This window comes from Conexibacter sp. CPCC 205762, from assembly GCF_030646155.1.
In the GTDB taxonomy this organism is placed as follows: Bacteria; Actinomycetota; Thermoleophilia; order Solirubrobacterales; family Solirubrobacteraceae; genus Conexibacter.
This window is the reverse complement of record NZ_JAUTDN010000052.1, coordinates 1-24,247: the sequence shown is the minus strand read 5'-3', so window position 1 is coordinate 24,247 and position 24,247 is coordinate 1. Positions and strand designations below refer to the sequence as shown.

21 protein-coding genes and 1 tRNA gene are annotated in these 24,247 nt (G+C 73.6%); 9 read left to right on the top strand and 13 right to left on the bottom strand.

What is annotated here, in order from left to right; genetic code table 11:
- Position 1: 1 nt before the first annotated feature.
- The 10 genes from Q7L73_RS25620 to Q7L73_RS25575 all read right to left on the bottom strand — a co-directional run bounded on the left by Q7L73_RS25620 (position 2) and on the right by Q7L73_RS25575 (position 13,522).
- Complete coding sequence (locus Q7L73_RS25620) at positions 2-865, bottom strand: alpha/beta fold hydrolase (protein WP_304694665.1); 864 nt, start codon at positions 863-865, stop codon at positions 2-4.
- Positions 862-1,620, bottom strand: a complete 759-nt coding sequence (locus Q7L73_RS25615; protein WP_304694664.1) for a dienelactone hydrolase family protein — start codon at positions 1,618-1,620, stop codon at positions 862-864. Before Q7L73_RS25615 ends, Q7L73_RS25620 begins: the two co-directional genes overlap by 4 nt.
- Complete coding sequence (locus Q7L73_RS25610; protein ID WP_304694662.1) at positions 1,617-2,633, bottom strand: sugar ABC transporter substrate-binding protein; 1,017 nt, start codon at positions 2,631-2,633, stop codon at positions 1,617-1,619. The genes Q7L73_RS25615 and Q7L73_RS25610 overlap by 4 nt, the downstream gene beginning before the upstream one ends.
- Before the next feature lie 25 nt (positions 2,634-2,658).
- The gene (locus Q7L73_RS25605) at positions 2,659-3,675 is read right to left on the bottom strand and encodes an ABC transporter permease (protein WP_304694660.1); all 1,017 of its coding nucleotides are present in this window, start codon (positions 3,673-3,675) and stop codon (positions 2,659-2,661) included.
- The gene (locus tag Q7L73_RS25600; protein WP_304694658.1) at positions 3,672-5,174 is read right to left on the bottom strand and encodes a sugar ABC transporter ATP-binding protein; all 1,503 of its coding nucleotides are present in this window, start codon (positions 5,172-5,174) and stop codon (positions 3,672-3,674) included. Before Q7L73_RS25600 ends, Q7L73_RS25605 begins: the two co-directional genes overlap by 4 nt.
- Positions 5,174-7,378, bottom strand: a complete 2,205-nt coding sequence (locus Q7L73_RS25595; RefSeq protein ID WP_304694656.1) for a hydantoinase B/oxoprolinase family protein — start codon at positions 7,376-7,378, stop codon at positions 5,174-5,176. The genes Q7L73_RS25600 and Q7L73_RS25595 overlap by 1 nt, the downstream gene beginning before the upstream one ends.
- Positions 7,375-9,498: a hydantoinase/oxoprolinase family protein gene (locus tag Q7L73_RS25590; RefSeq protein WP_304694654.1), complete on the bottom strand. Its 2,124-nt coding sequence runs from the start codon at positions 9,496-9,498 to the stop codon at positions 7,375-7,377. Before Q7L73_RS25590 ends, Q7L73_RS25595 begins: the two co-directional genes overlap by 4 nt.
- Before the next feature lie 47 nt (positions 9,499-9,545).
- Positions 9,546-10,298 carry an IclR family transcriptional regulator gene (locus Q7L73_RS25585; RefSeq protein ID WP_304694652.1) on the bottom strand — a complete coding sequence of 251 codons (753 nt, stop codon included), beginning with the start codon at positions 10,296-10,298 and terminating at the stop codon, positions 9,546-9,548.
- A 208-nt stretch (positions 10,299-10,506) separates the two neighbouring features.
- The gene (locus Q7L73_RS25580) at positions 10,507-12,912 is read right to left on the bottom strand and encodes an HtaA domain-containing protein (protein ID WP_304694650.1); all 2,406 of its coding nucleotides are present in this window, start codon (positions 12,910-12,912) and stop codon (positions 10,507-10,509) included.
- Positions 12,913-12,928: 16 nt separating this feature from the next.
- Positions 12,929-13,522: an HtaA domain-containing protein gene (locus Q7L73_RS25575; protein WP_304694648.1), complete on the bottom strand. Its 594-nt coding sequence runs from the start codon at positions 13,520-13,522 to the stop codon at positions 12,929-12,931.
- Between the two features lie 200 nt (positions 13,523-13,722).
- On the opposite strand from Q7L73_RS25575, the gene Q7L73_RS25570 reads away from it, so the two are divergent.
- A complete protein-coding gene (locus tag Q7L73_RS25570) occupies positions 13,723-14,082 on the top strand; it encodes a hypothetical protein (protein ID WP_304694646.1) in 360 nt (119 codons plus the stop codon).
- Here Q7L73_RS25570 and Q7L73_RS25565 read toward each other — a convergent pair.
- Positions 14,082-14,154: transfer RNA gene (locus Q7L73_RS25565), tRNA-Gly, on the bottom strand. The genes Q7L73_RS25570 and Q7L73_RS25565 overlap by 1 nt on opposite strands.
- Positions 14,155-14,420: 266 nt before the next feature.
- On the opposite strand from Q7L73_RS25565, the gene Q7L73_RS25560 reads away from it, so the two are divergent.
- The 3 genes from Q7L73_RS25560 to Q7L73_RS25550 are packed head-to-tail and all read left to right on the top strand — an operon-like array spanning position 14,421 to position 15,800.
- Positions 14,421-14,744: a hypothetical protein gene (locus Q7L73_RS25560; RefSeq protein ID WP_304694644.1), complete on the top strand. Its 324-nt coding sequence runs from the start codon at positions 14,421-14,423 to the stop codon at positions 14,742-14,744.
- Positions 14,745-14,772: 28 nt separating this feature from the next.
- The gene (locus Q7L73_RS25555; RefSeq protein WP_304694642.1) at positions 14,773-15,321 is read left to right on the top strand and encodes a TlpA disulfide reductase family protein; all 549 of its coding nucleotides are present in this window, start codon (positions 14,773-14,775) and stop codon (positions 15,319-15,321) included.
- Positions 15,318-15,800: a cytochrome c-type biogenesis protein CcmH gene (locus tag Q7L73_RS25550; protein ID WP_304694640.1), complete on the top strand. Its 483-nt coding sequence runs from the start codon at positions 15,318-15,320 to the stop codon at positions 15,798-15,800. Before Q7L73_RS25555 ends, Q7L73_RS25550 begins: the two co-directional genes overlap by 4 nt.
- Here the strand turns inward: Q7L73_RS25550 and argS are convergent, their stop codons facing one another.
- The gene (gene argS, locus Q7L73_RS25545; RefSeq protein WP_304694638.1) at positions 15,801-17,495 is read right to left on the bottom strand and encodes an arginine--tRNA ligase; all 1,695 of its coding nucleotides are present in this window, start codon (positions 17,493-17,495) and stop codon (positions 15,801-15,803) included. It abuts the gene before it with no gap.
- Positions 17,496-17,731: 236 nt separating this feature from the next.
- Here argS and Q7L73_RS25540 point away from each other — a divergent pair, with 236 nt between their 5' ends.
- Positions 17,732-21,055: a hypothetical protein gene (locus Q7L73_RS25540; RefSeq protein ID WP_304694636.1), complete on the top strand. Its 3,324-nt coding sequence runs from the start codon at positions 17,732-17,734 to the stop codon at positions 21,053-21,055.
- A gap of 52 nt (positions 21,056-21,107) precedes the next feature.
- On the opposite strand, the gene Q7L73_RS25535 is transcribed toward Q7L73_RS25540, so the two are convergent.
- Positions 21,108-21,512, bottom strand: coding sequence for a 23S rRNA (pseudouridine(1915)-N(3))-methyltransferase RlmH (locus Q7L73_RS25535; protein WP_304694634.1), 405 nt, complete (start codon positions 21,510-21,512; stop codon positions 21,108-21,110).
- Between the two features lie 19 nt (positions 21,513-21,531).
- Here Q7L73_RS25535 and Q7L73_RS25530 point away from each other — a divergent pair, with 19 nt between their 5' ends.
- From Q7L73_RS25530 to Q7L73_RS25515, 4 genes are all read left to right on the top strand, one after another.
- Positions 21,532-21,840, top strand: a complete 309-nt coding sequence (locus Q7L73_RS25530) for a DUF3467 domain-containing protein (protein ID WP_304694632.1) — start codon at positions 21,532-21,534, stop codon at positions 21,838-21,840.
- A 102-nt stretch (positions 21,841-21,942) separates the two neighbouring features.
- Positions 21,943-22,674, top strand: a complete 732-nt coding sequence (locus Q7L73_RS25525; RefSeq protein ID WP_304694630.1) for a metallophosphoesterase — start codon at positions 21,943-21,945, stop codon at positions 22,672-22,674.
- Between the two features lie 12 nt (positions 22,675-22,686).
- Positions 22,687-23,310: a hypothetical protein gene (locus tag Q7L73_RS25520; protein ID WP_304694628.1), complete on the top strand. Its 624-nt coding sequence runs from the start codon at positions 22,687-22,689 to the stop codon at positions 23,308-23,310.
- Positions 23,307-24,247: protein kinase (locus tag Q7L73_RS25515; RefSeq protein WP_304715706.1), on the top strand; the 941-nt coding region annotated here is incomplete at its 3' end. The genes Q7L73_RS25520 and Q7L73_RS25515, both read left to right, overlap by 4 nt.

Sequence of the window (24,247 nt, the reverse complement as noted above, 5' to 3'; positions counted from 1 at the left end):
GTCAGGTCCTTCCGTGCGTGGTTGCGAAGTCGTCGAGCAGGTCGTTGACGGCGCCGGGCCGCTCCAGCTGCGGCCACTGCTTGGCGCCGGGGAGGGTGTGGAGCTGGGCGCCGGCGGTCTGCGCCGCCTGCGCGACCACGGCGGCCGGCGTGTGGCCGTGCTCGCCGCGGATCAGCAGCAGCGGCAGGCCGCGCTCGCGCAGCGTGGCGAGGGCTTGGGCGTCGAGCAGCGCGGCGGAGTTGTCGGCGGCGCGGACCGCTCTGTGGACGGCGCGCGCGGCCTCCGGCGCGTAGAGCGCCCGGCGCGTCTGCACCAGCTCGTCGTCGATCGACGCGGGGTCGGCCACGAGGCCGGCGAGGCGCGTGCGGACGGCGTCGGCGGTCGGCTCGGCGAACGCGCGCCCGCCGCGCTCGAAGGCGGCGGCGACGCGCGGATCGGCAAGCCGCTGCGCCTCGCTCTGCAGCCCGGCCGGCTCGATCAGCGCGAGCGCGCGGACCAGCTCGGGCCGCTCCAGCGCGATCCGCGCGCCGACCCAGCCGCCGATCGACTGGCCGGCGAGGACGGCGCTACCGATGTCGAGCGCGTCGAGCACGGCGGTCGCGTGCGCCGCCAGCTCCGCGATCCCGTAGCCGCCGTCGTGACGGCCCGTGAGGCCGTGGCCGAGCAGGTCGAAGGCGATCACGCGGCGGGTGCGGGCGAGCGGGACGAGGTTCGCCCGCCACGATTCGAGGTGGCCGCCGCGGCCGTGGAGGAGCACCAGCGGAGCGGCGCCGCCGGCAGCGCCGGCGGTCACCACCCGCGTCGCGACGCCGCCGGCCTCGACCCACTCGACGCGAGCCCCGAGGAAGTCGGTCCAGAGGCTCACAGGTGGGTCCGCAAGAAGGCGAGCGCGCGCTCCCACGTCAGCGCGGCCGCCTCCGAGGCGTGGTTTCTGTGCGTGTCGTCGTGGTAGGCGTGGCCGGCGCCGGCGTAGGTGTGCGTCTCGACCGGCAGGCCGCTCGTGCGCGCCGCCGCGTCGAGCCGCCGCACCTGGTCGAGCGGGATCACCTCGTCCTGCTCGCCGAAGTGGAACTGGATCGGGCAGCGGATCGCCGGCGCCTGCGCGATCCGGTCGACCGAGCGGCCGCTGGTCGCGTACTCGGGCAGCAGCACGGGCAGCGCGTAGAGCGAGACGGCCGCCTTGAAGGCGTCGCCCAGCAGGGCGGCGGCGATCGCCGTGCCGCCGCCCATGCAGAAGCCGATCACGCCGGCCCGCGCCGCGTCGACGCCGTCGAGCGTCGCGAGGAAGCGCAGGCCCGCGAGCAGGTCGGGAACGGCCTGGTCGTCGGTCGCCGACAGGAACGCCTTGATGCGGCGGTCGGACGGCGAGCTGAACTCGGCAGGCGCCCCGCCGGCGCGCGTGAAGAGGTCGACCGTCAGCGTCGCGAAGCCCGCGGCCGCGAGCCGCCGCGTCACCTCCTCGCGGTGCGGCGTGACGCCGAGGTTCTCGTGCGCCATCACGACCGCCGGCCAGCCGCCGGCCGGGCCCGCGCCCCCCGAGGGGAGCGCGAGGTAGCCGCGGATCGTGCCGCCGATGCTGGGGAACTCGACCCAGCGGGCGGTGACCTGCGCGGCGCTCATGAGGCCGCGCAGTAGGCCGCGGCGCCGGCGGCGTTGTCTCTGGTGATGACCTGCACGGGCAGCGTCTGGACCGGCTCGGCAGCGCTTCTGCCGTCGAGCTGGTCGAGCACCGCTCTGCCGGTGCGGAAGCCGATCTGGAACGGCGAGGCGTCGGTCGTCGAGAGGAACTCGCCATCCTCGACCGCTCTCAGCCCCAGCTCGGTGCCGCCGTTGGTGAGGATCTTCACCTGGCCGTCCTTGCCGGCCGCCTGCAGCGACTTCAGCACGCCGAAGGCCATGTCCTCGTTGGAGACGAGCACGTAGTCGAGGTCGGGCTGCGCCTGGATCATGTTCTCGGCGACCGAGGCGGCCTTGCCGCGGTTCCACATGCCCGGCTGCTCGAACACGACCTTCGCGTTCGGGGCCGCGGCAAGCGCGCCCTTGAAGCCTCTGACGAGGAAGTCGGAGGCCGCGCCGGGGGCGCCCGCGACGATCCCGACCTTGACCTCGCCGGAACCGCCCGCGGCTCTGACCTGCTCGGCGAGGAAGCCGCCGATCTTCGCGCCGGTCGCGCCGTTGTCGAAGACGACCGCGCCGGCGACCTTGCTCGGGTCGCGCACGAAGTCGACCGAGCTGAGGAAGACCGGCACGTCGTCGCCGTTGGCCTTGTCGACGATCTGCGCGCCCGACTGCACGTTGACCGTCTGCAGCACGAGCGCGTCGGGCTTGCGCGCGAGCAGGTCCTCGCCGTTGGAGACCTCCGCGCCGACGTCGTCGCGCGAGTTGACCTCGTTCAGCTCGGCCGCGTCGCCGAGGCCCGCCTTCAGACCTCTGGAGACGCACATGTTGAACTCGACCGAGCTGCCGTTGATGAAGCCGACGACCGGCTTGTCGCCGCCGCCTCCGCCGGACGCGGCGCTCGTGCCCGAGCCGCCGTCGTCGTCCGAGCTGCTCCCGCAGCCCGCGCCGAGCGCCGCGGTCGCGGCAGCGGCGAGTGTCAGCGCCGTGAGGCGCCGCAGGGACCGACCGAACATCTCTCTCTCCTCCTTCGCGCGGGCGCTAGTGGCCCGCGCCTCGATCCGAGCGCCAGCGGGTGCCCGCCTGCCCCGACATCACGGCGATCGCGATGACGGCGCCGGTGGCGACCGACTGGTAGTACGTCTGCACGTTGAGCAGGTTCAGGACGTTGGTGATGACGCCGAGCAGGACGACGCCGAGGACGGTGCCGGCGACGCTGCCGCGGCCGCCGGCGAGCGACGCGCCGCCGATCACGACCGCCGCGACCGCCTGCAGCTCCAGCCCCACGCCGCCCATCGGGCTGGCGGCGCCGACGCGCGAGACCAGCACCAGGCCGGCGAGCGCGGCGAGCGCGCCGGCGATCACGTAGAGCGCGATCTTGACGCGGCCGATGCCGATCCCGGCGACGAAGCTGGCGTGCTCGTTGCCGCCGATCGCGAGCGCGTCGCGGCCGAGCCGCGTGTAGCGCAGCAGCAGCCCGCAGGCGAGCAGCACGACGCCCGCGACGACCGCCGGCATCGGGATCCCCAGCAGCGTCGCCGCGCCGAGCCAGCCGAAGTTGCCGACCGGGATCGTCTCGGCGTTGGTGGTCGCCTGCGAGAAGCCTTCGAGGATCGACATCGTGCCGAGCGTGAGGATCAGCGGCGGCGCGCCGGAGGCGACGATCGCGAGCCCGTTCAGCAGCCCGACGCCCATCCCGATCCCGACCACCGCCAGCACCGCGACGGTCGCGCTCGCGTCGCCGTTCAGCAGCTTCGCCGCGATCACGCCGCAGAGCGAGGCGCAGGCGCCGATGCTGAGGTCGATCCCGCCGGAGACCATCAGCAGCGTCGTGGCGCCGGCGAGGATCCCCAGCACCGCGACCTGACGCGTCACGTTGAGCAGGTTGTCGGTCGTCAGGAACGTCTCCGACAGCAGCGAGGCGACGACGACCACGACGACCAGCACGAGCGCCAGCGCGGCGACGTGCGAGCCGGTCGGGCCGAGGCGCCGCAGCAGCGCCAGCGGACCGCGGGGGCGGTCGCCGGCGGCCGCGGGGAGCGAGTCGACGGCGCTCATCGCCCCGCCTCCGCGCCCGTCGCCAGCTCGGTCAGCGCCTGCCGGCTGGCCTGCTCGCGCTCCAGCTCCGCGACGACGCTGCCCTTGCGCAGCACGACGATGCGATGGCACATCGCCAGCACCTCCTCCGGTTCGGTCGAGACGATCGCGACGGCCGCGCCGTCGCCCGCGAGCCGGCCGACGAGCGCGCGGATCTCCTGCTTGGCGCCGACGTCGACGCCGGCGGTCGGCTCCTCCAGCATCAGCACGCGGCCGCCGCTGGCGACCGCCTTCGCGAAGACGACCTTCTGCTGGTTGCCACCGCTGAGCGCGGCGACCGGCAGCGTCGGATCGGCCGGCTGCACGCCGAGGTCGCCGACCCAGCGGCGCGCCTCGCTCAGGCGCCGCCGCGCGAGCACGCCGCGGCTGAGCGCGCGGGCGCTCAGCTGGATGTTCTCGGCGACGTCGAAGGCCGGCACCAGCCCGCTGCGCAGGCGATCCTCCGGCACCAGCGCGATGCCGCGCCGCAGCGCCTGCCGCGGCGTCCGCGCGCGCAGCGGCGCGCCGTCGACGGCGACGCTGCCGGCGCCCGGCCGCGTCTGCCCCGACAGCACCCGCGCGAGCGTCGACTGGCCGGCGCCGACGGCGCCGAACAGCCCGACGATCTCGCCTCGCCGCAGCGTCAGCGAGACGTCGCGCAGCCTGCGCCCGACGGTCAGCGAGCGCGCCTCCAGCGCGATCGCTCCCGTGTCCCCCACGCGCTCCGGCGGCGCCGCGACGACGACCTCGCGCCCGAGCATCGCGCGCACGAGGTCGCCCGCCTGCACCGTCCGCTCGCCCCGCAGCTCCAGCAGCTCCACGACGCGCCCGTCGCGCACGACGGTCGCGCGGTCGGCGACCGCCAGCACCTCGTCGAGGTGGTGCGAGACGTAGATCACGCCGACGCCCTCGGCGGCCGTGCGGCGGACCTGCCGCAGCAGCACCTGCGCCTCGCGCGCGCCGAGCGTCGCGGTCGGCTCGTCGAGGATCAGCACGCTGCAGCGGCGCGAGAGCGCCCGCGCCAGCTCGACAGCGCGCTGGTCGGCGATCGACAGCTCGCCGACCGGCTGCTCCAGCCGCAGCTCGAGCCCGAGCGCGGCGAGCGCCGCCGCCCCGTCACGCCGCACGGCCCGCCAGTCGACCAGCCCGCCGCGGCCGACGCGGCGGCCGAGCGCGATGTTCTCGGCGACCGACAGCTCCGGGATCAGCGCCGTCTGCTGCAGCATCGTCTCGATCCCGGCGGCGTGCGCGGCGCCGGGGCCGAGCCGGCCCAGCTCGCGCCCGTCGAGCGTGAGCGTGCCGGCGTCGGGCCGGTGAGCGCCGGCGAGCACCTTCACGAGCGTCGACTTGCCGGCGCCGTTGGGGCCGAGCAGCGCGTGGACCTCGCCCGCGCGCAGCTCGAAGTCGACGCCCTTGAGCGCCTGCGTCGCGCCGAACGACTTGCGCACGCCCGACGCCCGCAGCAGCGGCGCGGCACCCATCAGGCGACCTCGACGCGGACGTCGAACAACGGCGGGTCGTCGTGGCGCGCGACCTCGGCGAAGTGCTGCCGGCCGCAGCTCGTGCAGGCCGAGCGGCGCAGCTCGATCTCGGCGTGCAGTCTCACGCGCGTGCCGATCTGCTGCGGCTCCGCCAGCGCGCCGCCGAGCCGCTGCTTCGGGTTCTCGTGCGCGTGCGCGAAGGCGCTGCCGCAGGAGCAGGCCCAATAGTGCTCGCCCTCCAGCTCGACGATCGACAGCTGGTCGCCGACCGGCGCCAACGTGCGGCCGGCGGTCGCGTCGAGGCCGAGCGGCTCCTGCGCGGCCGGCCAGGCGCGGCGTTCCTCCAGCATGCGCGTCCGCAGCGCCTCGGTCGCCTCGCCGTCGAGCGTCCCGTCGTCGCTCACGACGACCCCGTAGACGAGCCGCGCGCTGGCGACCGTGACGGCGTCGTCGCGCACGTCGGCGGCGACCAGCTCGGGCGCGCGCAGCAGCGGGTCGCCCCAGCCGCCGCCGCCCTGCGGCCCCCACTCGTAGACGTCGTCGCGACCGAACGTGAAGATCGGCGGCTTCGCGCTCAGCTCCTCCTCCGCAACGGTCAGCTGGTCGATCTCGGTCACCAGCTCGCCGGCCGCCAGCTTCGCGCGCACGTCGGTGTCGCGGTAGAGGCGGTGGACGTTGGTCGCCGCCGGCAGCCCGCCCCACAGCCCCGGCGCCGTCGGCACCGTGTAGCCGTGGCAGGCGGCGAGCACGCGGAAGGAGTCGACGTCGTGGACCATGTACGCCGCGCCGCTGGACTGGCCGCCGCGGTTGCGGCCGGCGCCGGGCGTGTCGGCGAGCAGCCGCCGGTGCAGGTAGAGCACCGGCATGATCAGCTCCAGCGACTCCACGTTCGGGGCCTTGCCGGCGATGATGTTGCGGTGGCCCTGGGGGCTGAGGCCGTCGCGGTGGGCGTAGGCGCCGCCGCCGCTCATCGTCTGGTCGAGCATCACGCCGGTCGCCGGCTCGCCGTGCTGGTTGAGGCCGTCGACGGTGAAGATGTCGGGGCCGCCGGAGGGCGCCGCCTGCGCCTCGACGATGTGGCCGGGCGAGGTCGAGACGAGCTTCGACAGCACCTCGGTCGCGGTCGTCTCGGTCAGCCACATCGCGCCGAGCGGGCCCTGCGAGACCGGCGCCGGCCACTGCGCCGAGCAGATCAGGCCGGGCGGCGCGATCACCTCGATCGCGCGGAAGATCCCCTCCGTCCACGGCAGGTCGTGCGCCAGCAGCGGCAGCACGCCGGCGTAGACGCCCGCGAGCAGGCCGGTGTAGGTGCAGTTGACGAACCCTCTCGCCTGCGGCGAGCTGGCGGAGTAGTCGAAGCTGAGCGTGTCGTCGCGCTTGGTCAGCGTCACCTCGATCGGGTGCAGCTTGTCCTCGTGGCCGTCGTGGTCGAGGTAGGTGCGGGCGCTGAAGACGCCGTCGGGCAGCTCGCGCAGGCGGCTGCGCAGCCGCCGCTCGGAGAGGTCCATCAGCTCGTCCATCACCGACAGCACGACGTCGACGCCGTAGCGGTCGATCAGCTCGCCGAGCCGCTTCTTGGCGACGTTGTTGGCGGCCAGCATCCCCTTCATGTCGAGGCCGAGGTTCATCGGCAGCCGCGACATCCCGGTGATCATGTTCCAGACGTCGGTGCGCAGCTCGCCGCCGTCGATCAGCTTCAGCGGCGGCAGCAGCATCGCCTCCTGGCGCACGTCGGTCGCGGCCGAGCAGAAGCTGCCCTTGACCATCCCGCCGACGTCGAGCTGGTGGCAGGCGGCACCGGTCCAGGCGATCCGCCGGCCGTCGTGGAAGATCGGCGCCAGCAGGCCCATGTCGGGCGCGTGCAGCGCGCCCTTGTAGGGGCTGTTGACGACGAACACGTCGCCCTCGGCGATGCCGGGATCGTCCTCGCAGTCGGCGATCACGTGCTTGACCATCTGCGAGCAGGAGGCGGCGTGGAAGATCACCGTCTGCCCCATCGCGGCGACCTCGCCGCCGGCCCGGTAGAGGCCGGTGTTGAAGTCGGTCGCCTCGTTGACGAGCGGCGAGCCGGAGACGGCGGCGAGCGCCGCGCCCTGCTCGTCGGTGATCGCCAGCAGGCGATGGCGGATGACCTCGAAGGTGACGGGGTCGACCGCCTGACGCGCGTACTCGTAGGCGCCGGTCGGGGTCGCGAGCTCGGTCACTGGTCCTCCTGCGGGATCTCGATGGTGATGTGGCCGTGGCCGTCGACGAGCGCGCGCTGGTCGGGGCCGACGATCACGGTCGTGCCGGCCTGCTCGATCGCGGCGGGGCCGGCGATCGTGCCGCCGCCGGCGAGGTCCTGCGGGCGGTAGACGGCGGTCGTGGTGAGCGCGCCGCGCTCCTCGAACCAGATCTCGCGGCTGCCGCTCGGGGCGAGCGGGTCGAGGCTGCTCGCCTTCGGCGCCGGCGCCGGCCGCGTCACCGGCACATGGCCGTCGACGCGCAGCACCGTGAACTCGACGCCGGCGACGCGCAGCGCCGTGCCTCTGCCGTAGATGTGCTCGTAGCGGGTGGTGAAGTCCTCGACCAGCTGGTCGACCGTCGCGCCGGTGACCGCGCCGGCCGGCAGCTCGATCGCCAGCTCGTGGACCTGCTGGCGGAAGCGCATGCCGACATAGCGGCGCATCGTCAGCTGGTCGGTGCCCATCGCCTGCTCGCAGCGCTGCGTCAGCGTCGCGAAGGCGGCCTCCATCTCGGCCGCCGAGACGTGCTCGGAAGCGCGCTCGAAGCCGCGCGGCGCCTGCGCGTGGTGGGCGACGGTGAAGGTGCGATGGCGGTCGGAGGTGACGGCGCCGTAGGCCGAGTGGACGGCCGCGGTCGCCGGCACGAAGACCGTTCTGATGCCGGCCTCCAGCGCGTAGCGGTGGGCGTGCGTCGGACCGGCGCCGCCGTAGGCGAAGACGACGAAGTCGCGCGGGTCATAGCCGGCCCGCAGCGTCACCTTGCGCAGCAGGTCGGCCATGTGGTTGTCGGCGACCGAGCGGATGCCGGCGGCCGCCTCCAGCAGGCTCAGCCCGAGCGGCTCCGCGACGTGCTCGCGGATCGCCTGCTCGGCGGCGGCGCGGTCGAGGCCCATGTTGCCGCCGAGGAAGTACTCGGGGTCGATGATGCCGAGCACGACGTCGGCGTCGGTGACGGTCGGGCGCGTGCCGCCGCGGCCGTAACAGGCCGGGCCGGGGCGGGCGCCCGCGCTCTCGGGGCCGACCGTCAGGTGGCCGTCGTCGACTCTCGCGATCGAGCCGCCGCCGGCGCCGATCGCGGTCACGCCGATCATCGGCAGCGCGACGTGGAAGCGGCCGACCTCGGCGTTGCGCGTCAGCAGCGGCTCGCCGTCGACGACGAGGCCGACGTCGAACGACGTCCCGCCCATGTCTGAGGTGATCACGTTCGGCCAGCCCTTCTCGGCCGCCAGCGCGGCGGAGGCGAGCACGCCGCCGGCCGGGCCGGAGGTCAGCATCGCGGCCGCCTGCGTGGCGGCGTCGCCGGAGGGCAGCACGCCGCCGCCGGACTCCATGATCGACAGCTCGCCGCGGAAGCCGGAGTCGCGCAGCTCGCCCTCGAGGTTGGTGACGTATCTGGCGATGATCGGCCCGAGGTAGGCGTTGATCGAGGTCGTCGAGGTGCGCTCGTACTCGCCCAGGATCGGCAGCAGCTGCGAGGCCGCCGAGACGAACAGGCCGGGCGCCTCCTCGCCGATGATCTCGACCGCGCGGCGCTCGTGGACGTCGTTGCGGAAGGCCCACAGGAAGGTGATCGCGATCGCCTCGCAGCCGTCGGCGACCAGCTCGCGGACCGCCTCGCGCAGCTGCTGCTCGTTGAGCGGGACGATCACCGCGCCCTTGTAGTCGACCCGCTCCTCGATCTCGCGGATCTGGTCCAGCGGCACGATCGGCTGCGGCAGCGTGCGCGCCGAGTAGTGGCGCGCGGTGTGGCCGAGGCCGGCCCAGCTCGCGGTCGAGCGCTGGCTGCGCAGCACGTCGCGGAAGCCGCGCGTCGTCAGCAGGCCGGTGCGCACGCCCTTGCGCTCGATGAAGGCGTTGGTCGCCTGCGTCGTGCCGTGGGCGTAGTAGACGAGGCCGTCGCCGATCTGCTCCGGAGCGACGCCGATCGCGCCGGCAGCCAGCTCCAGCGCGCTGATCGCGCCGCGCGTCAGCTCCTCCTTCGTCGTCGGGCTCTTGGCCATGTGCACCTCGCCGTCCTCGGTCAGGAGGACGGTGTCGGTGAAGGTGCCGCCGATGTCGGAGCCGACGTAGAAGTCGGTCTCTCTGGTTGGTGTGCTCATCGACCTTCTCGATTGCTCTCGGGGGGACTGGGGTGAAGTGCGATGGGTCAGGCGCTCAGCTCGCCGGCGACGTCGCGCACGAGCGCGCCGAGCCGTTCGATCTCGCCGTGCAGCCGGGTCGTCGGGCCGACGAGGCCGAGCGCGGCCAGTGGGCGCGTGCCCTCCAGCCGCACCGGCGCGGCGACGCCGGAGACGTCGCGCAGGTACTCGCCCTCCTCGACGACGTAGCCGAGCGCGCGCGAGCGGCGGATCTCCTGTCTCAGCGCCGCCGGGTCGGTGTGGGTGCGGTCGGTCTCGGCGTCGAGCGGCAGCTCGGCGATGACGGCGTCCAGCTCGGCGTCGGAGAGGCCGATCAGCAGCGCCTTGCCGAGCGCGCCGGGCGGGATCGCCGAGCGGCGGCCGATCGGCGACAGCACCGACAGCGTGTGCGAGCTGTCGACGCGGTGGACGATCGTCACCTCGCGCGCGGCCCAGTCGGCCTCGCCGAGGATCACCGTCTCGCCGGTCGCCCGCGCGAGCCGCTCCATCGCCGGTGCGCAGGCGCGCACGACGTCGAGGTTCTCGCGCACGATCGCGCCGAGCGACAGCAGCCGGAAGCCGAGCGCGTACGTCCCGTCCTCGTGCTGCGACATGAAGCCGCATTGCACGAGCGTGGTGACGATCCGGTGCGCCGTCGGCTTCGGCAGGTCCGCGCTCGCGGCGAGCGCGCCGAGCGTCAGCCGCGGCTGCTCGGGCGCGAACGCTCCGAGCAGCGTGCAGGCACGCTCGACCGATCGGTTGGTTGCGGGCTCGCTCTCCACGACCCGCGGTATTTCGACAGACGGAATGCGTTCCATCTCTCCTCCTTGAGCGAGGACGGTACGTGAAACGCGTTTCGTTTGTCAAGCGATTCGGCGCGTGTTGACGACCGCCCCGCGCCCCGAAGACGCCGAAGGCCCCGCCGTAGCGGGGCCTTCGTTCGCTGCTGGTGGGTCTGTGCGCCGTCGCGATCGCGGGCGCGGCGCGCGCTCAGCGGCGCGCGCGTCTGACGGCCGCGCCTCTGAGCGTGATCGTCAGCGTCTTCGCCGTGCGCGCTCTGCCGCTCGTGACGACGAGCTTCAGCCTCGCTCTGGCGCTGCGCCCGGCGAGCCGTCTGGCCGCCGCTCTGGTGAGCCGCAGCCGCACCGCGCCGCGTCTCCCGGCACGGATCGTTCTCGGGGCGAGCACCGCCGCCCAGAAGCGTCTGCCGGCGATCGTCACCCGCACCTGTCTGGGGACGGCGACGCGGCAGCTCGCGCCGCCCGCACGGCAGACGACGGTCGCGACCGCGGCGCTGCCGGAGCGGTCGACGGAGACGCGCGCGCGGCCGCTCACCTGCGGGGCGCTCGCGCCGCTTCTGGCGGGCGCTCTCGGTGACTCGGCCGGCGGTCTCGGCGGGTCGGCGGGCGGGTCGACCGGCGGTCTCTCCGGCGGGCCGGGCGGCGTGTAGTCGCGGACGGTCTGCGGCAGCGTCACCGTGATCGTCCCCCAGCGCTGGCCGATGTAGTTCGGCAGGCCGAGCGTTCTGCCGCCCACGTCGGTCATCGTGACCGGCGCGGCGATCCAGCTGCGACGCCCGACGAGGTCGCCGGCGCGCGCGCCGGCCGCCGCCAGGTCGACGTCGAGCACGTGCAGGCCGACGTACGGCGTCAGGCTCGTTCTGCCGGCGAGCGCGTCCTCCATCGAGCCGCTCGTGAAGCCGTCGCTGACGAGCCGCGCGCTCGCGCCGTCGGGCGCGATCCGCAGCTGCGGGTTGACGAGGCGGATGTCGATCGCGTGCGGCGGCAGCGAGAAGCGCACCGTGCCCTGCTGCGTCACGACCGTCTCGCCGCTCGTCGTGTCGCGCCACGCGTCGGCCTGGCCGAAGCGGAAGCTGTACGGGTCGGCGGCCTCGGGGAAGCTCGCGCCGTCGCTCAGCTCGACCGCGCCGGCGCCGGACGGGACGCCCGGGATCGCCGACGGCCAGGTGCGCCGCAGGTAGTCGACCCAGGAGCGCAGGCTGCCGTCCTCAGCGCTCGCGCGGCCGCTCCACTCGGCCGCCAGCGGCGGCTCGGCGAGGTAGGTCAGCGAGCGCAGCGGGCCCTCGCCGCCAGCCAGCGCGACGACGTCGCCGAGCGGGTCGCTCGCGACGGCGGGCGCATCCTCGACGGCGAGGTCGCCGGCGAGCGCGACGGGCGCGTCCCACGTGCCGGCGCCGGCAGCGGCGCGGCTCGCGTACGCGGCGAAGCCGCTGGCGGTGCTCTGCGTCCAGGCGACGACGGCGGCGCCCTCGTCGTCGAGCGCGAGCGCCGGGGCGGCGGCGGAATACACGCCGTCGGGCAGCGTCGCGACCGTCTGTGCCGGCTGCAGCGCGCCGTCGGCGGCGCTCGCGCGCGCGACCTGGACGAGCGATCTGCCGTCGCCGAGGTCGGGCGTCGCGAACGCGACGACCCCGCGGCCGTGGCCGTCGTAGGCGCTGTCGAGCAGCGGCGTGCCGGCGCTCGACAGCGTCGCGGTCGCGTTCCAGGCGACGGCGGGGTCGCTGCCGGCCGGGCGCGTGGCGGCGCGCGCGCCGGCGCCGTTCTCGCTCCAGGCGGCGAGCGCGCGGCCGTCGACGTCGACGGCCAGCGACGGGCCGCCGAGCGCGCTCGTCGTCACGCTCGCGAGCGTCGTCGGCGCGCTCCAGTCGGAGGTCGGGCTGATGCCGCGCGCGGCGGCGAGGATCCGTCTCGGGCGGGCGTCGTCGACCGACAGCCGGTGACCGGCCTGCCAGGCGGCGGTGACGCGGCCGGAGCGGTCGGCGCCGAGCGCGACCGGCGTGGCGATGCGGTAGAGCGCGCACGTGCCGGTGGTGTCTCTCCACAGCTCTCTCGGGGCCGACCAGCTGCCGCGCGCGGGCCGCGTCGCGACCTGCACGACGCAGTTCTCCGCCCACGCGGCGGTCGCGGTGCCGGTCGCGTCGACGAGCACGGACGGGTCGGCGGTGATCGTCGCGCCGGCCGCGCTGAGGGCGGTGGCGGTCGACCATCTGCCGTCGCTGCGGGTGGCGGTCCACGCCTCGGTCGTGTCGGCGCCGTCGACGGTCGCGACCGATCTCCAGACGACGGTCGCCTGCCCGTCGGGGTCGAGCGCGAGGCTCGGGGCGTAGCCGGTGCGGGCGCCGGAGATCGCCTGCGGCGCGCTCCAGTCGCCGCCGCGCGGGCGCGTCGCGGCGCGGATCAGGCCGGATGCGTCGGCCCAGACGGCGGTCGCGACGCCGGCGCGGTCGATCGCGACCTCGGCGCCGGAGGCGCTCGTCGTGGTCGCGACGGAGGTCGCCGGCTGCCAGCCGGCGGCGGCGCTTGCAAGTGGGGGAAGACCGGCACCGGCCGCGACCGCCGAAGCGGTCGCGGCCAGGGCCAGCGTGAGCTGTCTCACGGGTGCTGCTGCCGCTCTACCAGCCGCCGACAGCGGTCAGCGTGCCGAACGCGTCGCCGGTTCTGTAGCTGCCGTTGCTGCCGCCGTTGAAGATCGTCGCGCCGAACGCGGTCAGTCTCGGCACGGCGTCGAACCACAACAGCTGTCTGCTGCCGCCGTCCTGCGTGCCGCCGCTCAGCGTCGCTATCTGCTGGTCGCTGTAGCTGGTCGCCGAGCCGCCGAGCGGGACGTAGGAGCCGGTCGCGAAGACGGCGCCGCTGGTGAAGTTGATTCTGATGTCGTCGATCGAGACGTCGATGTAGTGCGCCGGCAGCTGCGAACGGAAGCCGCCGTCGTACGACGCGAGCGTGCCAACGATCGGCGACGGCTGCTCGACGTGCACGACCGGTCTCGTGTATCTGCCCGGCGAGATCGCCGTGATCGTGCCCGGTCCGGGCGTGCCCGGTCCGGCCCAGTTGGTCGTGATGTACGTCACCCAGCTCGAGCGCAGCGTCCAGTCGACGCTGCCGTACGACGCCGATGCCGCGCTCGGAAGCGCGAACAGGAGCATCGACAGCACAACGCCGAGCGCGAGCAGCAGCCGCGCGCGCACCTTCGTACTACGGGCCATATGCGGTCCTTTCGGATGTTGTTCCCCATGCCCGGAAGCCAGGCCGTGACGGCCCCCTTGGTTCCGGTATTAGGGCACCCTAACAGATGTCAGGCGGGCCTTACAAGAAGACGTTCGGCAGAGCAGATGCGGCCGATCCGCAGAGGAGGGCTCGCTGCCGTGCTCCCGCCGTGCGCCCCCTCCGTTCGCTTCCGCTGCTCGTGCCGGCTCTGCGTGCCGCCGCCGTCATCCCGTCGTCCGCGACCGCCGGCCCCGTCGCGACCGCGGCCGTCGCCAAGCCGGTCGCGGCGAAGCAGCGCTGTCCGCAGGGGACGATCCCGCTCACGCGCGCCCGCGGGAGACGACTCGTCGCCGTGCGCGACCGCCGCGGGCGGCTGCGCTGCCGCGCCGCCCAGCCCGGCCGCCCGCCCGCGCCGGGCGCCACCCGCGCCGGCCAGGCCGCGAGCGTGACCGACGCGCTGCGTCGCGCGCAGGCGTCCATATGCGGCCTCCCCGCCCACGCCCCACCCCGCAGACCCCTTAACGCCGAAAGCCCCGCTCTCGCAGGGCTTTCGATCTAAGCGGACGACGGGCCTCGAACCCGCGACCTTCGGCTTGGGAAGCCGACGCTCTACCAACTGAGCTACATCCGCGTGGCAACGGATTCTACCCACGTGGAGCGGGTGGGGCCGCGCGGGGTCGTAGGCTTCGCGGCATGCGCCGCCGGATCGTCCCCGCAGCCGCCGTCCTGCTCGCCCTTGGGTTCATAGCTCTGCTTCAGCGCCGGCGGCGGGCTCCGCAGGCCGTCACGGCCGTCGATCTAACGGAGATCCCCGCGCGGACGGGCTATCCCGTCCCAACAGCTCAGCCTCAGGTCGAGCCTGAGACCCACGCCCGCGACGCGACTATCGCGCCGGTTATGGAAACCGCCGCGCCAGCCGTCGCGGAGAGAGCACGCTTCCTCTCGATCCCCTGGTCGACGCACCCCGATCCACCGCCGCCGGAGACCACCGAGCTGCAGCTCCACTGCACGCTCACCTCCCCCGCGATGGAGCTGGCGCGGGTCGACGTGCGCGAGACCGCCTCGCAGGTGTTCGTCACGGTGCTGGCGCGCTGGCGTCCGCAGGCGCCGGGCGGCAGCCCCTCCGAGCCCGACCTCAAGCGCACCGCCACGGCCGCGCTCAACGCCCCGCTGGGCGACCGCGCGCTGGTGCACGCGCCGCACGACGACGCGCCCCGGTGACCGCGACCTCTACCCTTCAGTGACCGCCATGCGCCGTCTCGCTGTCCCCGGCCTCGTCGCCGTCCTCGCAATCGGTCTCGTCGCGCTGCTGATCTTCGGCGTGCTGCAGACGACCGACGACTCCTCGATCGACCAGGCCGTCGCGAAGGGCGATGCGCCCGCCGCGCCGAGCGTCGTGCTGAGCAGACTGGCCGGCGACGGCAGCGGCTCGCTCGCCGACTACAGAGGCAGAGTGGTGCTGGTCAACTTCTTCGCCTCGTGGTGCGCCCCGTGCGACCAGGAGGCGCCGCTGCTCAACGACGTGCAGAGAACGCTGGCGGCGAGCGGCGGCACCGTCCTCGGCGTCGCCGTCGACGACACGCGCGAGCGGACGCAGGAGTTCGTGACCAAGCACGGCGTCAGATATCCGATATTGCGCGACATCGACAGAAAGATGTCGAAGGACTTCGAGCTGAAGGGCCTGCCGGAGACCTTCCTGGTCGACGCGCAGGGCAGAATCCTCGCGCTCGAACGCCAGCAGATCACGAGAGCATGGATCGACAGAACGCTCGATCCGACGCTGGCGAGACTGCGATGAGGCGCCTCGCCGCGATCGCGGCGCTGCTGCTGGCGCTGCTCGCGACCGCCGTCGCCCCCGCCGTCGCGCCGGCACAGACCAGCGCACCGAAGACCTCGCTCTACGAGATGGAGAGCCAGGTCATGTGCGTGACCTGCAGAACGCCGCTGGCGGTCGCCAACGGCCCGCAGGCCGACTCCGAGCGCGCGCTGATCCAGAGACTGATCGGCGAGGGCATGACGCCCGCCCAGATCAAGGACGCGCTCGTGCTGGAGTACGGCGAGCGCGTGCTGGCGCTGCCCAACGACGACGGCTTCAACATCGCGATCTACGTCGTGCCGATCCTCGTCGTCGTCGTCGGCCTCGCGATACTGGCGATCTTCCTGCCGCGCTGGCGCAGACGCGCCCGCGCCTTCGCGGGCGCTCCCGGCGCGCTCGGGCCCGAGCTGGACCCGGCCGACGCGCGCCGGCTCGACGACGACCTTAAGAACTACGACTGATCAGTCGCCGTCGGTCTCCGCGGAGGCCGCCGCGTCGTCCAGTCTCGCCATCGACTCCGGCGCGCTGACGCCGAGCAGCGCGAGCGTCCCGGCGATCGTCGTCTGGGTCGCGGCCAGCAGCGCCAGCCGGTAGGCCTCGACGCCGTCGCCCTCCGCCCCCAGCACGCGGCAGTCGCGGTAGAAGGCGGTGAACGCCTGCGCCAGCTCCAGCACGTACGCGGTCAGCCGGTGCGGGGCGCGCTTCTCGGCCGCCTCGGCGATCTCGCCCGGGAACGCGAGCAGCTTCTTCAGCAGCGTCCGCTCGGCCGGATCGAGCGGCAGCGAGCGCGCCGCGCCCTCCCCCGCCAGCTCGCCGGCGAGCGCGTCGGCGACGGCGTCGCCGCCCGCTCTCTCCAGCATCGACGCGATCCGCGCGTGCGCGTACTGGACGTAGTAGACGGGGTTCTCGTTCGACTGCTTGCGCGCGAGATCGAGGTCGAGGTCGAGCGTCGTGTCGTGCGACCGCTGCAGCATGAAGAAGCGGGTCGCGTCGACGCCCAGCTCGTCGAGCAGCTCGTCGAGCGTCGTGAAGACGCCGCGGCGCTTGGACATCTTCTCGCGCTCGCCGGCCTCGACGAAGTTGACGAAGCGCATGATCAGGATCTCCAGCAGCTCCGGATCCCCGCCGAGCGCCTCCATCGCCGCCTTCAGGCGCCCGATGTAGCCGTGGTGGTCGGCGCCGAAGACGTCGAGCTGGCGCGTGAAGCCGCGCTCCTGCTTGCTCAGCAGGTAGGCGACGTCGGAGGCGAAGTAGGTCGGCTCGCCGTTGGAGCGTTCGAGCACGCGGTCCTTGTCGTCGCCGAAGGTCGTCGTGCGCAGCCACAGCGCGCCCTCGTGACGGTAGGTGTGGCCGAGCTCCTCCAGCCGCGCGAATGCTCTGCCGACCTCGCTCGGCGCGCCGTCGTAGAGCGACTTCTCGCTGAAGAAGCGGTCGTAGTCGACGCCGTAGCGCTCGAGCGTCGCCTTGATCCGCTCGTACATCAGCCCGACGGCGATCGTCGCCAGCTCGTCCGGGTCGCCGTCGGCGGCGCCGCCGATCTCGACCGCCAGCTGCTTGACGTACTCGCCCTCGTAGCCGCCCTCCGGCACCTCCTCGCCGCGCGCCCGCGCGCGCACCGACTCGCCGAGCTTTCTGACCTGCGAGCCGGCGTCGTTGAGGTAGTACTCGCGCGCGACCTCGTGGCCGTGGAAGGCGAGGATCGAGGCGAGCGCGTCGCCGTAGGCGGCGTGACGGCCGCTGGCCGCGACGACCGGCCCGGTCGGGTTGGCGGAGACGAACTCGACGAGGATCTTCTCCCGCTCGGTGGCGCCGTCGGAGCCGAAGCGGTCGCCGGCGTCGAGCACGTGGCGCAGCGCGCCGTCGAACCAGCCGTCGGACAGGAACAGGTTGAGGAAGCCGGGACCCGCGACCTCGTAACGCTCGAGCGTGTCGCCGAGCCGCGCTCTCAGCTCCTCGCCGAGCAGCTCGGCGATCTCGCGCGGCGGCTTGCCGACGCGCGGCGCCAGCAGCATCGCGGCGTTGGTCGAGTAGTCGCCGAAGCCCTCGCGTCTGGGGCGCTCGACGGTCGGGACGGGGGCGCCGCCGGCGGCGCCGTCGCCGCGCAGCGCGGCCGAGGCGTCGGCTACTGCGGCTCTCAGTTGCTCGAGCGGGGTCACGCGACCTGAGGTTAACGAGCCGGCCGCGGGCACGCCCGAACGAGGCAACCGCGGGCGCTCGATTGGCCCCGCCGAGTTGACATATCACCGCGTTCACGAGCCGGTCGCAAGGAGTTCACGCGACGCTCACAAGGGAAACACGCCAGAGCGCACATGCGCCATGAAAGTCAGCGTTTCCCTAGATCTATCGAGGAGACGTACAGATGCACCGCCCCCTTCATCCGCCTCGCGGCCGGGTGCAGACTCCCCTGTCCCGATCGCTCGCCGCGCTCACCGCCGCCGGCCTCCTCGCCGCCGTCGCAGCCGCCCCGGCCGGCGCCTCGACCGCCTGGGTGACCGGCGGCCCCAGCAGCTCGCTGGTGATCCCGACCGACCTCTCGACGGGCCTCGTCGGCACGCCGATCGCGGTCGGCACCGGCGCCGCCAGAGCGATCGTCCCCTCGCCCGACGGCAGCAAGCTCTACGTCGTCACCGATCAGCTCGGCGTCACGCCGTACGTCGCGATCGTCGACACGGCGACGAGAACCGTCTCGACGACGTACAGCAACGCCGCGCTGACGAGCATCAACGGCGCGCAGCTGACGCCCGACGGCAGAACGCTGCTGGTCGCGGCCGGCTCCAACCTGCTGCCGGTCGACGTCAGCGGCACGACGCCCGTCTTCGGCACGCCGATCCCCGCCGGCGGCGCCCTCAGCGGCTCGATCGCCGCCTCCGCCGACAGCAGAACGGCCTGGTTCGTCGCCGGCGGCGCGCTGCGCAGAGCCGACCTCGCGACCGGCGCCGTCAGCGCCGACCTGACCTTCACCGGCAGCCCCGGGCAGCTCGCGATGAGCCCGGACGGCGCCACCCTCTACGTGACGCAGAGCTCGGCCGACCCGTGGACCGACCCGGTCGGGATCGTGCCGATCGACACGGCGACCGGCACGCCCGGCGCGGTCATCGGCATCGGCAACGTCTCCCGCTCCGTGGCGCCGCTCAACCTCGTCATCTCCAGAGACGGCAGACAGCTGCACGCGCTGCTCGGCCAGTACGTCGATCCCAACCAGGTCATCACGGTCGACCTCGCGACGAGAACGGTCAAGACGACCGAGCTGGGCAGATCGTCGAACGTGCGCGGGATCGCGCTCGCGCCGCGCGGCAAGCTCGCCGCCGTCGGCGGCTTCGGCACCGGCACGCTCGTGTCGGTCGACCTGCCGACGCAGACGCTGCGACCGGCGGTCAACGTCGCGAGAGGCATCAGCGGCACGGTCAACCCGCAGTTCGTCGCGATCACCGGCAGCGCCGACGCCAACGGCGCCGCGGTGCCGACGATCACGCTCGACAAGGCGAGCCAGTCGGGCGTGATCGGCGACCCGACCAACCCGACGGTCACCGTCACCGTCGGCCAGTCCGACCAGTACGGCGACCCCGCGACGCCCGGCGAGATCGCCGTCACCGCCAGCTCCAGCAGCACCTCGATCCTCCCCAACGCGGGGATCAGAATCGAGGGCACGGGGGCGACCCGCACCGTCTCGTTCGAGCCGACCGGCCGCGGCTACGCCTCGGTCACGCTGACGGCGACCGGCCTCGACGGCAAGACGAGAACGGTCGTCCTCTCCTACGGCGCCTCCAACGCGACGACGCCGACGAGCCGCGTGCTGCAGGGCGGCGGCGACGCCTCGACGGCGATCGGCGTCGGCAGAGGCCACATCCTCGTCGCCGACGACGAGCAGGACATAGTCCGCCTCTTCCGCACCGACCGCTCCGGCGAGGCGGTCAAGGAGTTCAACATCGGCCCGTCGGCCGACGGCGGCGGCGAGATCGACTTCGAGTCCTCCGCGCGCGTCGGCAACACCGCCTACTGGTTCGGCTCGCACGGCAACCGCAAGGCCGGCCAGATCGAGACGTCGCGCTACACGATGATCGAGACGAGAGTGGTCGGCAGCGGCGCCGACACGACCGTCACGCGCGTCGGCCAGGCGTACGGCGGCCTGCGCGCCGACCTCGTCGCCTGGGACGTCGCCAACGGCAACCGCCTCGGCTTCCAGGCCGGCACCGCGAGCGGCGTCCGTCCCGACGACGCCAACGGCTTCAACCTCGAGGGCGCCGAGTTCGCACCCGGCTCCAGCAGCACGCTCTACCTCGGCTTCCGCTCGCCGAACCTGACGACGCCGAACGGCCTGCGCGCCGTGATCGTGCCGCTGCTGAACGCCGACCTGCTGACGAAGGGCGACGGCACGAGAGCGGTCTTCGACGAGCCGATCCTGCTCGACCTCGGCGGCATGACGATCCGCGAGCTGCGCAAGAACGCGGCCGACCAGTACCTGATCCTGGCGGCCAAGCGCAACGACACGACGGGCAGAGTCGAGGAGTCGCTGTTCAGCTGGACCGGCCGCCGCGACGACAGACCGATCGCGCTGAGCACCGTCCTGCCGCCCTCGGCCGAGGTGTTCTCCGACGGCCAGGGCACGTGGGAGGGCATCGGCGAGATGCCGGCGACGCTCGCGCCCGGCGCCGAGCTGAAGCTGGTCATGGACCAGGGCTACGACCGCCTCTACACCAGCACCGACAACAAGGATCTCGGCGATCCCCGCCTCAAGAAGTCGCGGCTGGACACGTTCACGCTGACCGGCCGCGTCGGCGCCCAGGCCGACACGACGACGCCGACCTTCGCGGCGCAGGCGGCCGGCACGATCGGCGCGGCGCAGACCGTCACCGTCACCAACGGCGGCGCGCAGCTGCTGAAGATCGGCGAGGTCAACGTCGACGCCGCCGACGCCGGCTCGACCGGCGAGTTCATCGTCGCCGACGACCGCTGCCGCGGCCGTGTGCTCGGCCCCGACGGCACCTGCACGCTGCTCGTCCGCTACGCGCCGGCGCGCGCGAGCGCCACCTCGACCGCGACGCTGCGGCTGGAGACGAACACCGGCAGCGGCAGCGCGACGGTCGCGCTGAGCGGCACCAGCACCGAGCTGGCCTCGGGCCCGAAGGGCGACAAGGGCGACCCCGGCGACAGAGGCGCGACCGGTGACAGAGGCGCGCAGGGCGACACCGGCGCCAAGGGCGACACGGGCAACCCCGGCGCCAAGGGCGACACCGGCAGCGCGGGTGCGAAGGGCGACACCGGCGCCAACGGCAGAGACGGCGCGACCGGCGCCAAGGGCGACAAGGGCGACGCCGGCGCCAACGGCAAGGACGGCGCCGCGGGCTCCAAGGGCGACAAGGGCGACCGCGGCGACCAGGGCCCGGCCGGCAGAGACGGCACGATCGAGCTGCTCTCCGGCCAGTCGAGAACGAGCGTCAAGCGCGGCCGCACGGCGCAGATCGCGTTCTCGGTCCGCAACCTCACCAGCGGTGCGCTCGCACGCGCGACCGCGACGGTGAGAGCGCCGAGAGCGCTGCGCGCGGGCGCGGTCAAGACGATCCGCATCAGCGGCGTCGGCGCCGGCCGAAGCCGCACGCTGAAGGTCACGCTGAAGGTCGGCGCGAAGGCCGCGATCGGCAGCCATCGCGTCGTCGTGCGCCTGACGGTCGGCGGCCGTCAGGTCAGCCGCACGGTCACGGTGAAGGTCACCCGCTAACGGGGATCGGCGCATCGGGCGGTCGCCGCAGCGGCGACCGCCCACGCGCCGGCTAGTAGTGGTACGGCTCTCTGGCGAGGATCTTGTGGCCGCGGTAGATCTGCTCCAGCAGCACGACGCGCGCGAGCTGGTGCGGCAGCGTCAGCTTGCCGAGCGAGAGCTTGTGGTCGGCCTCGATCTGGAGCCCGTAGGGACCGCCGACGACGAAGCAGACGTCGCGCCCGCCCTGGCGCCGATCCTCCAGGAACCGGGCGAACTCGACCGAGTCGTACGCCTGCCCGCCGATGTCGAGCAGCGACACGAAAGCCCGCTCCGGAATGCGTCTGGAGACCTGCTCGTCCTCGCGCACCTCCACCAGCTCCACGCGGGCATGGCGCGCGAGCAGCTTCTGGTAGTGCTGGACGTCGTCTGCAAAGGGGGGCCGCAGCTTGCCGACGGCCAGGACGATGATGCGCACGACTGCGATACTAGGCCCCATGGACGACGACCGAGAGCGCCACATCAACATCCACTTCTCGCCGGACATCATGGCGGGGGTGTATTCCAACTTCGCCAACGTGAGCCACTCGGAGTATGAGTTCACCGTGACCTTCGCGCGCGTCGACCACGAGGTCGATGACGACGAGATCCCCGGTGTTGTCGTCTCGCGCGTCAATCTCTCGCCCCGCTTCATGCGCGAGCTGATCGACGCGATGGAGGACAACTACTCGAAGTGGCAGACGAGCGAGGGCATCAAGAACCTGCCGGAGTTCGGCGGGCCCGACGATCCGCGCGGCGAGCAGTAGCCGCCGGCCACGACACGCGTGCGCGGCGGGTTCGCCCCACCGCGCACGCCTGGTAGCACCAGCGCACGCGCGCGCCGCGCTGCGACAGACTCCCCTCCTGCGATGCGCGTCGCCGTCGTCTCGGACATACACGGCAACCGACAGGCCCTGGAAGCGGTGCTCGACGCCGTCGAGGCCGCGGCCGCCGACGAGCTGTGGAGCCTCGGCGACCTCGTCGGCTACGGCGCCGACCCCGACGCCTGCGTCGCGCTGATCCGCCGCTACGCGACCGTCTCGCTCGCCGGCAACCACGACCTCGCCGTGCGCGGCGACATCCCGCTGGACGAGTTCTCGCCCGGCGCGGCGCTCGCCGCCCGCTGGACGCGCGAGACGATCGACCCCGCCGCGCTCGACTGGCTGCGGACGCTGGAGCCGCAGCAGCTCGACGAGGCGGTCGGCCTCTACCACGCCAGCCCGCGCGATCCCGTCTGGGAGTACGTCCTCTCGCCGCTGCAGGCCGAGCTCTGCTTCGACGTGCTGCGCCACCGCGTCGCGTGCATCGGCCACTCGCACATCGCGCTCGCCTACACGCGCGGCGACGGCGAGCCGGCGACCGGCGAGAAGCGCGGCGACGGCGAGCTGCTGGAGATCGCCTCCGGCGAGTGGCTGCTGAACCCCGGCAGCGTCGGCCAGCCGCGCGACGGCGACCCGCGCGCCGCCTGGCTGCTGCTCGACACCGACGCCTGGACGGCGGCCTTCCACCGCACCGAATACGACGTCGAGGCGGCCGCCGCCGCGATCCGCCGCGCACGCCTTCCGGACTCGCTTGCGGACCGTCTGCCGCACGGTCAGTAGGATGGAGGGTCGATGCGCTTTGCCGTCAGCAGTGCCCCCAAAGCCATCGTGATCGGCGTGCTGGGCTGCGCCGCCGCCTTCCTCGTCGCCTGTGGGGACCGCAACGGTCTTCTCCCCGGCGACCAGGCGAGCAAGCTCAGCAGCGCCCTCGATGGGGTTTCCGCCGCCTGCCAGAGCGGCGACATCGCGCGTGCCCAGTCGGCCGCCGCGAAGTTCAACGCCGACATCCAGCAGCTGCGTGCCGCGACCGTCGACGCGAACCTGATCAGAGGGCTCAGACAGGGCGCCGCGACGCTCGAGCAGCTCGTCTCCGACAGCTGCGACACGCAGACGATCAGAACGCAGACGACGATCGAGACGACGCCCGAGACGACGCCGACCGCGCCGCCGCCGGTGACGACCTCCGAGACGCCGCCGCCCCCGCAGACGACGCCCGAGACGACGCCGCAGACGACGCCCGACAACGGCGGCAGCACCCCGCCCGACACGGGCGGCGGCGCCGAGCCGACGACGCCCGACAGCGGCGGCGGCGCGCCCGACACGGGTGCCGACGGCGGCGCGCCGAGCGATGGGACGGACCCGAACCAGGGCAACCCCGGCGGCGCCGTCGCGCCCGGACAGGGAGGGACGCCGTGAGCAGCGTGATCGCCGGCCGCTACGAGCTCGAGCGGCGCCTCGGGATCGGCGGCATGTCGACCGTCCAGCTGGCCTTCGACCGCCGCTTGGAGCGCCACGTCGCGGTCAAGCTGCTGGCCGAGCACCTCGCCGACGACCCGTCGTTCGTCTCGCGCTTCCGCCGCGAGGCGCTGGCGGCGGCGCGGCTGGTCCACCCGAACGTCGTGCAGGTCTTCGACTTCGGCCTCGACGAGGCCCAGCACCAGCACTTCATCGTGATGGAGTACGTGCAGGGCCAGTCGTGCGCCCAGCTGCTCAGGGACCGCGGCCACCTCGACGTCGACGAGGCGATCGAGATCCTCGTGCAGGCCTGCCGCGGGCTCGACTACGCCCACCGCAACGGCGTCGTCCACCGCGACGTCAAGCCCGGCAACCTGCTGCGCTCGCAGGACGACGTCGTCAAGCTGGCCGACTTCGGCATCGCGAAGGCGACCGAGCAGTCGAGCATCACGCAGATCGGCTCGGTGCTCGGCACCGCCGCCTACCTCGCGCCGGAGCAGGCGCGCGGCGAGGAGGCCGGCCCGCGCGCCGACATCTATTCGCTCGGCGTCGTCGCCTACCAGCTGCTGTCGGGCCGCCTGCCGTACGAGGCGACGTCGCTGTCGGAGCTCGCGCTGAAGCAGCAGCGCGAGGCGCCGCTGCGGCTGGAGGACCTCAACCCGTCGGTGCCGCCGACCTTGTCGCAGGCGGTTGGGATGGCGCTCGCGCTGGAGCCCGAGGGCCGCTTCCACGACGCCGAGGCGTTCGGCCGCGCGCTGCGCGAGGGCGCCCGCGGCCGGGCGCCGTTCGCCGAGACCGACCCGACCTCGCACCTGCCGCAGGGCACGGCCGCCACGCGCGTGCTGCGCGGCGGTGGCGCAGCCGCCGCTGGTGCCGCCGCGGGCGCGGCGGCCGCCGG

Coding starts and splice junctions, on each gene's coding strand:
- Q7L73_RS25550 (WP_304694640.1), top strand. CDS start 15,318: ATGAGGCGCCTCGCCGCGATCGCGGCGCTGCTGCTGGCGCTGCTCGCG.
- Q7L73_RS25615 (WP_304694664.1), bottom strand. CDS start 1,620: ATGAGCGCCGCGCAGGTCACCGCCCGCTGGGTCGAGTTCCCCAGCATC.
- Q7L73_RS25530 (WP_304694632.1), top strand. CDS start 21,532: ATGGACGACGACCGAGAGCGCCACATCAACATCCACTTCTCGCCGGAC.
- Q7L73_RS25610 (WP_304694662.1), bottom strand. CDS start 2,633: ATGTTCGGTCGGTCCCTGCGGCGCCTCACGGCGCTGACACTCGCCGCT.
- Q7L73_RS25525 (WP_304694630.1), top strand. CDS start 21,943: ATGCGCGTCGCCGTCGTCTCGGACATACACGGCAACCGACAGGCCCTG.
- Q7L73_RS25605 (WP_304694660.1), bottom strand. CDS start 3,675: ATGAGCGCCGTCGACTCGCTCCCCGCGGCCGCCGGCGACCGCCCCCGC.
- Q7L73_RS25555 (WP_304694642.1), top strand. CDS start 14,773: ATGCGCCGTCTCGCTGTCCCCGGCCTCGTCGCCGTCCTCGCAATCGGT.
- Q7L73_RS25520 (WP_304694628.1), top strand. CDS start 22,687: ATGCGCTTTGCCGTCAGCAGTGCCCCCAAAGCCATCGTGATCGGCGTG.
- Q7L73_RS25590 (WP_304694654.1), bottom strand. CDS start 9,498: ATGAGCACACCAACCAGAGAGACCGACTTCTACGTCGGCTCCGACATC.
- Q7L73_RS25575 (WP_304694648.1), bottom strand. CDS start 13,522: ATGGCCCGTAGTACGAAGGTGCGCGCGCGGCTGCTGCTCGCGCTCGGC.
- Q7L73_RS25600 (WP_304694658.1), bottom strand. CDS start 5,174: ATGGGTGCCGCGCCGCTGCTGCGGGCGTCGGGCGTGCGCAAGTCGTTC.
- Q7L73_RS25560 (WP_304694644.1), top strand. CDS start 14,421: ATGGAAACCGCCGCGCCAGCCGTCGCGGAGAGAGCACGCTTCCTCTCG.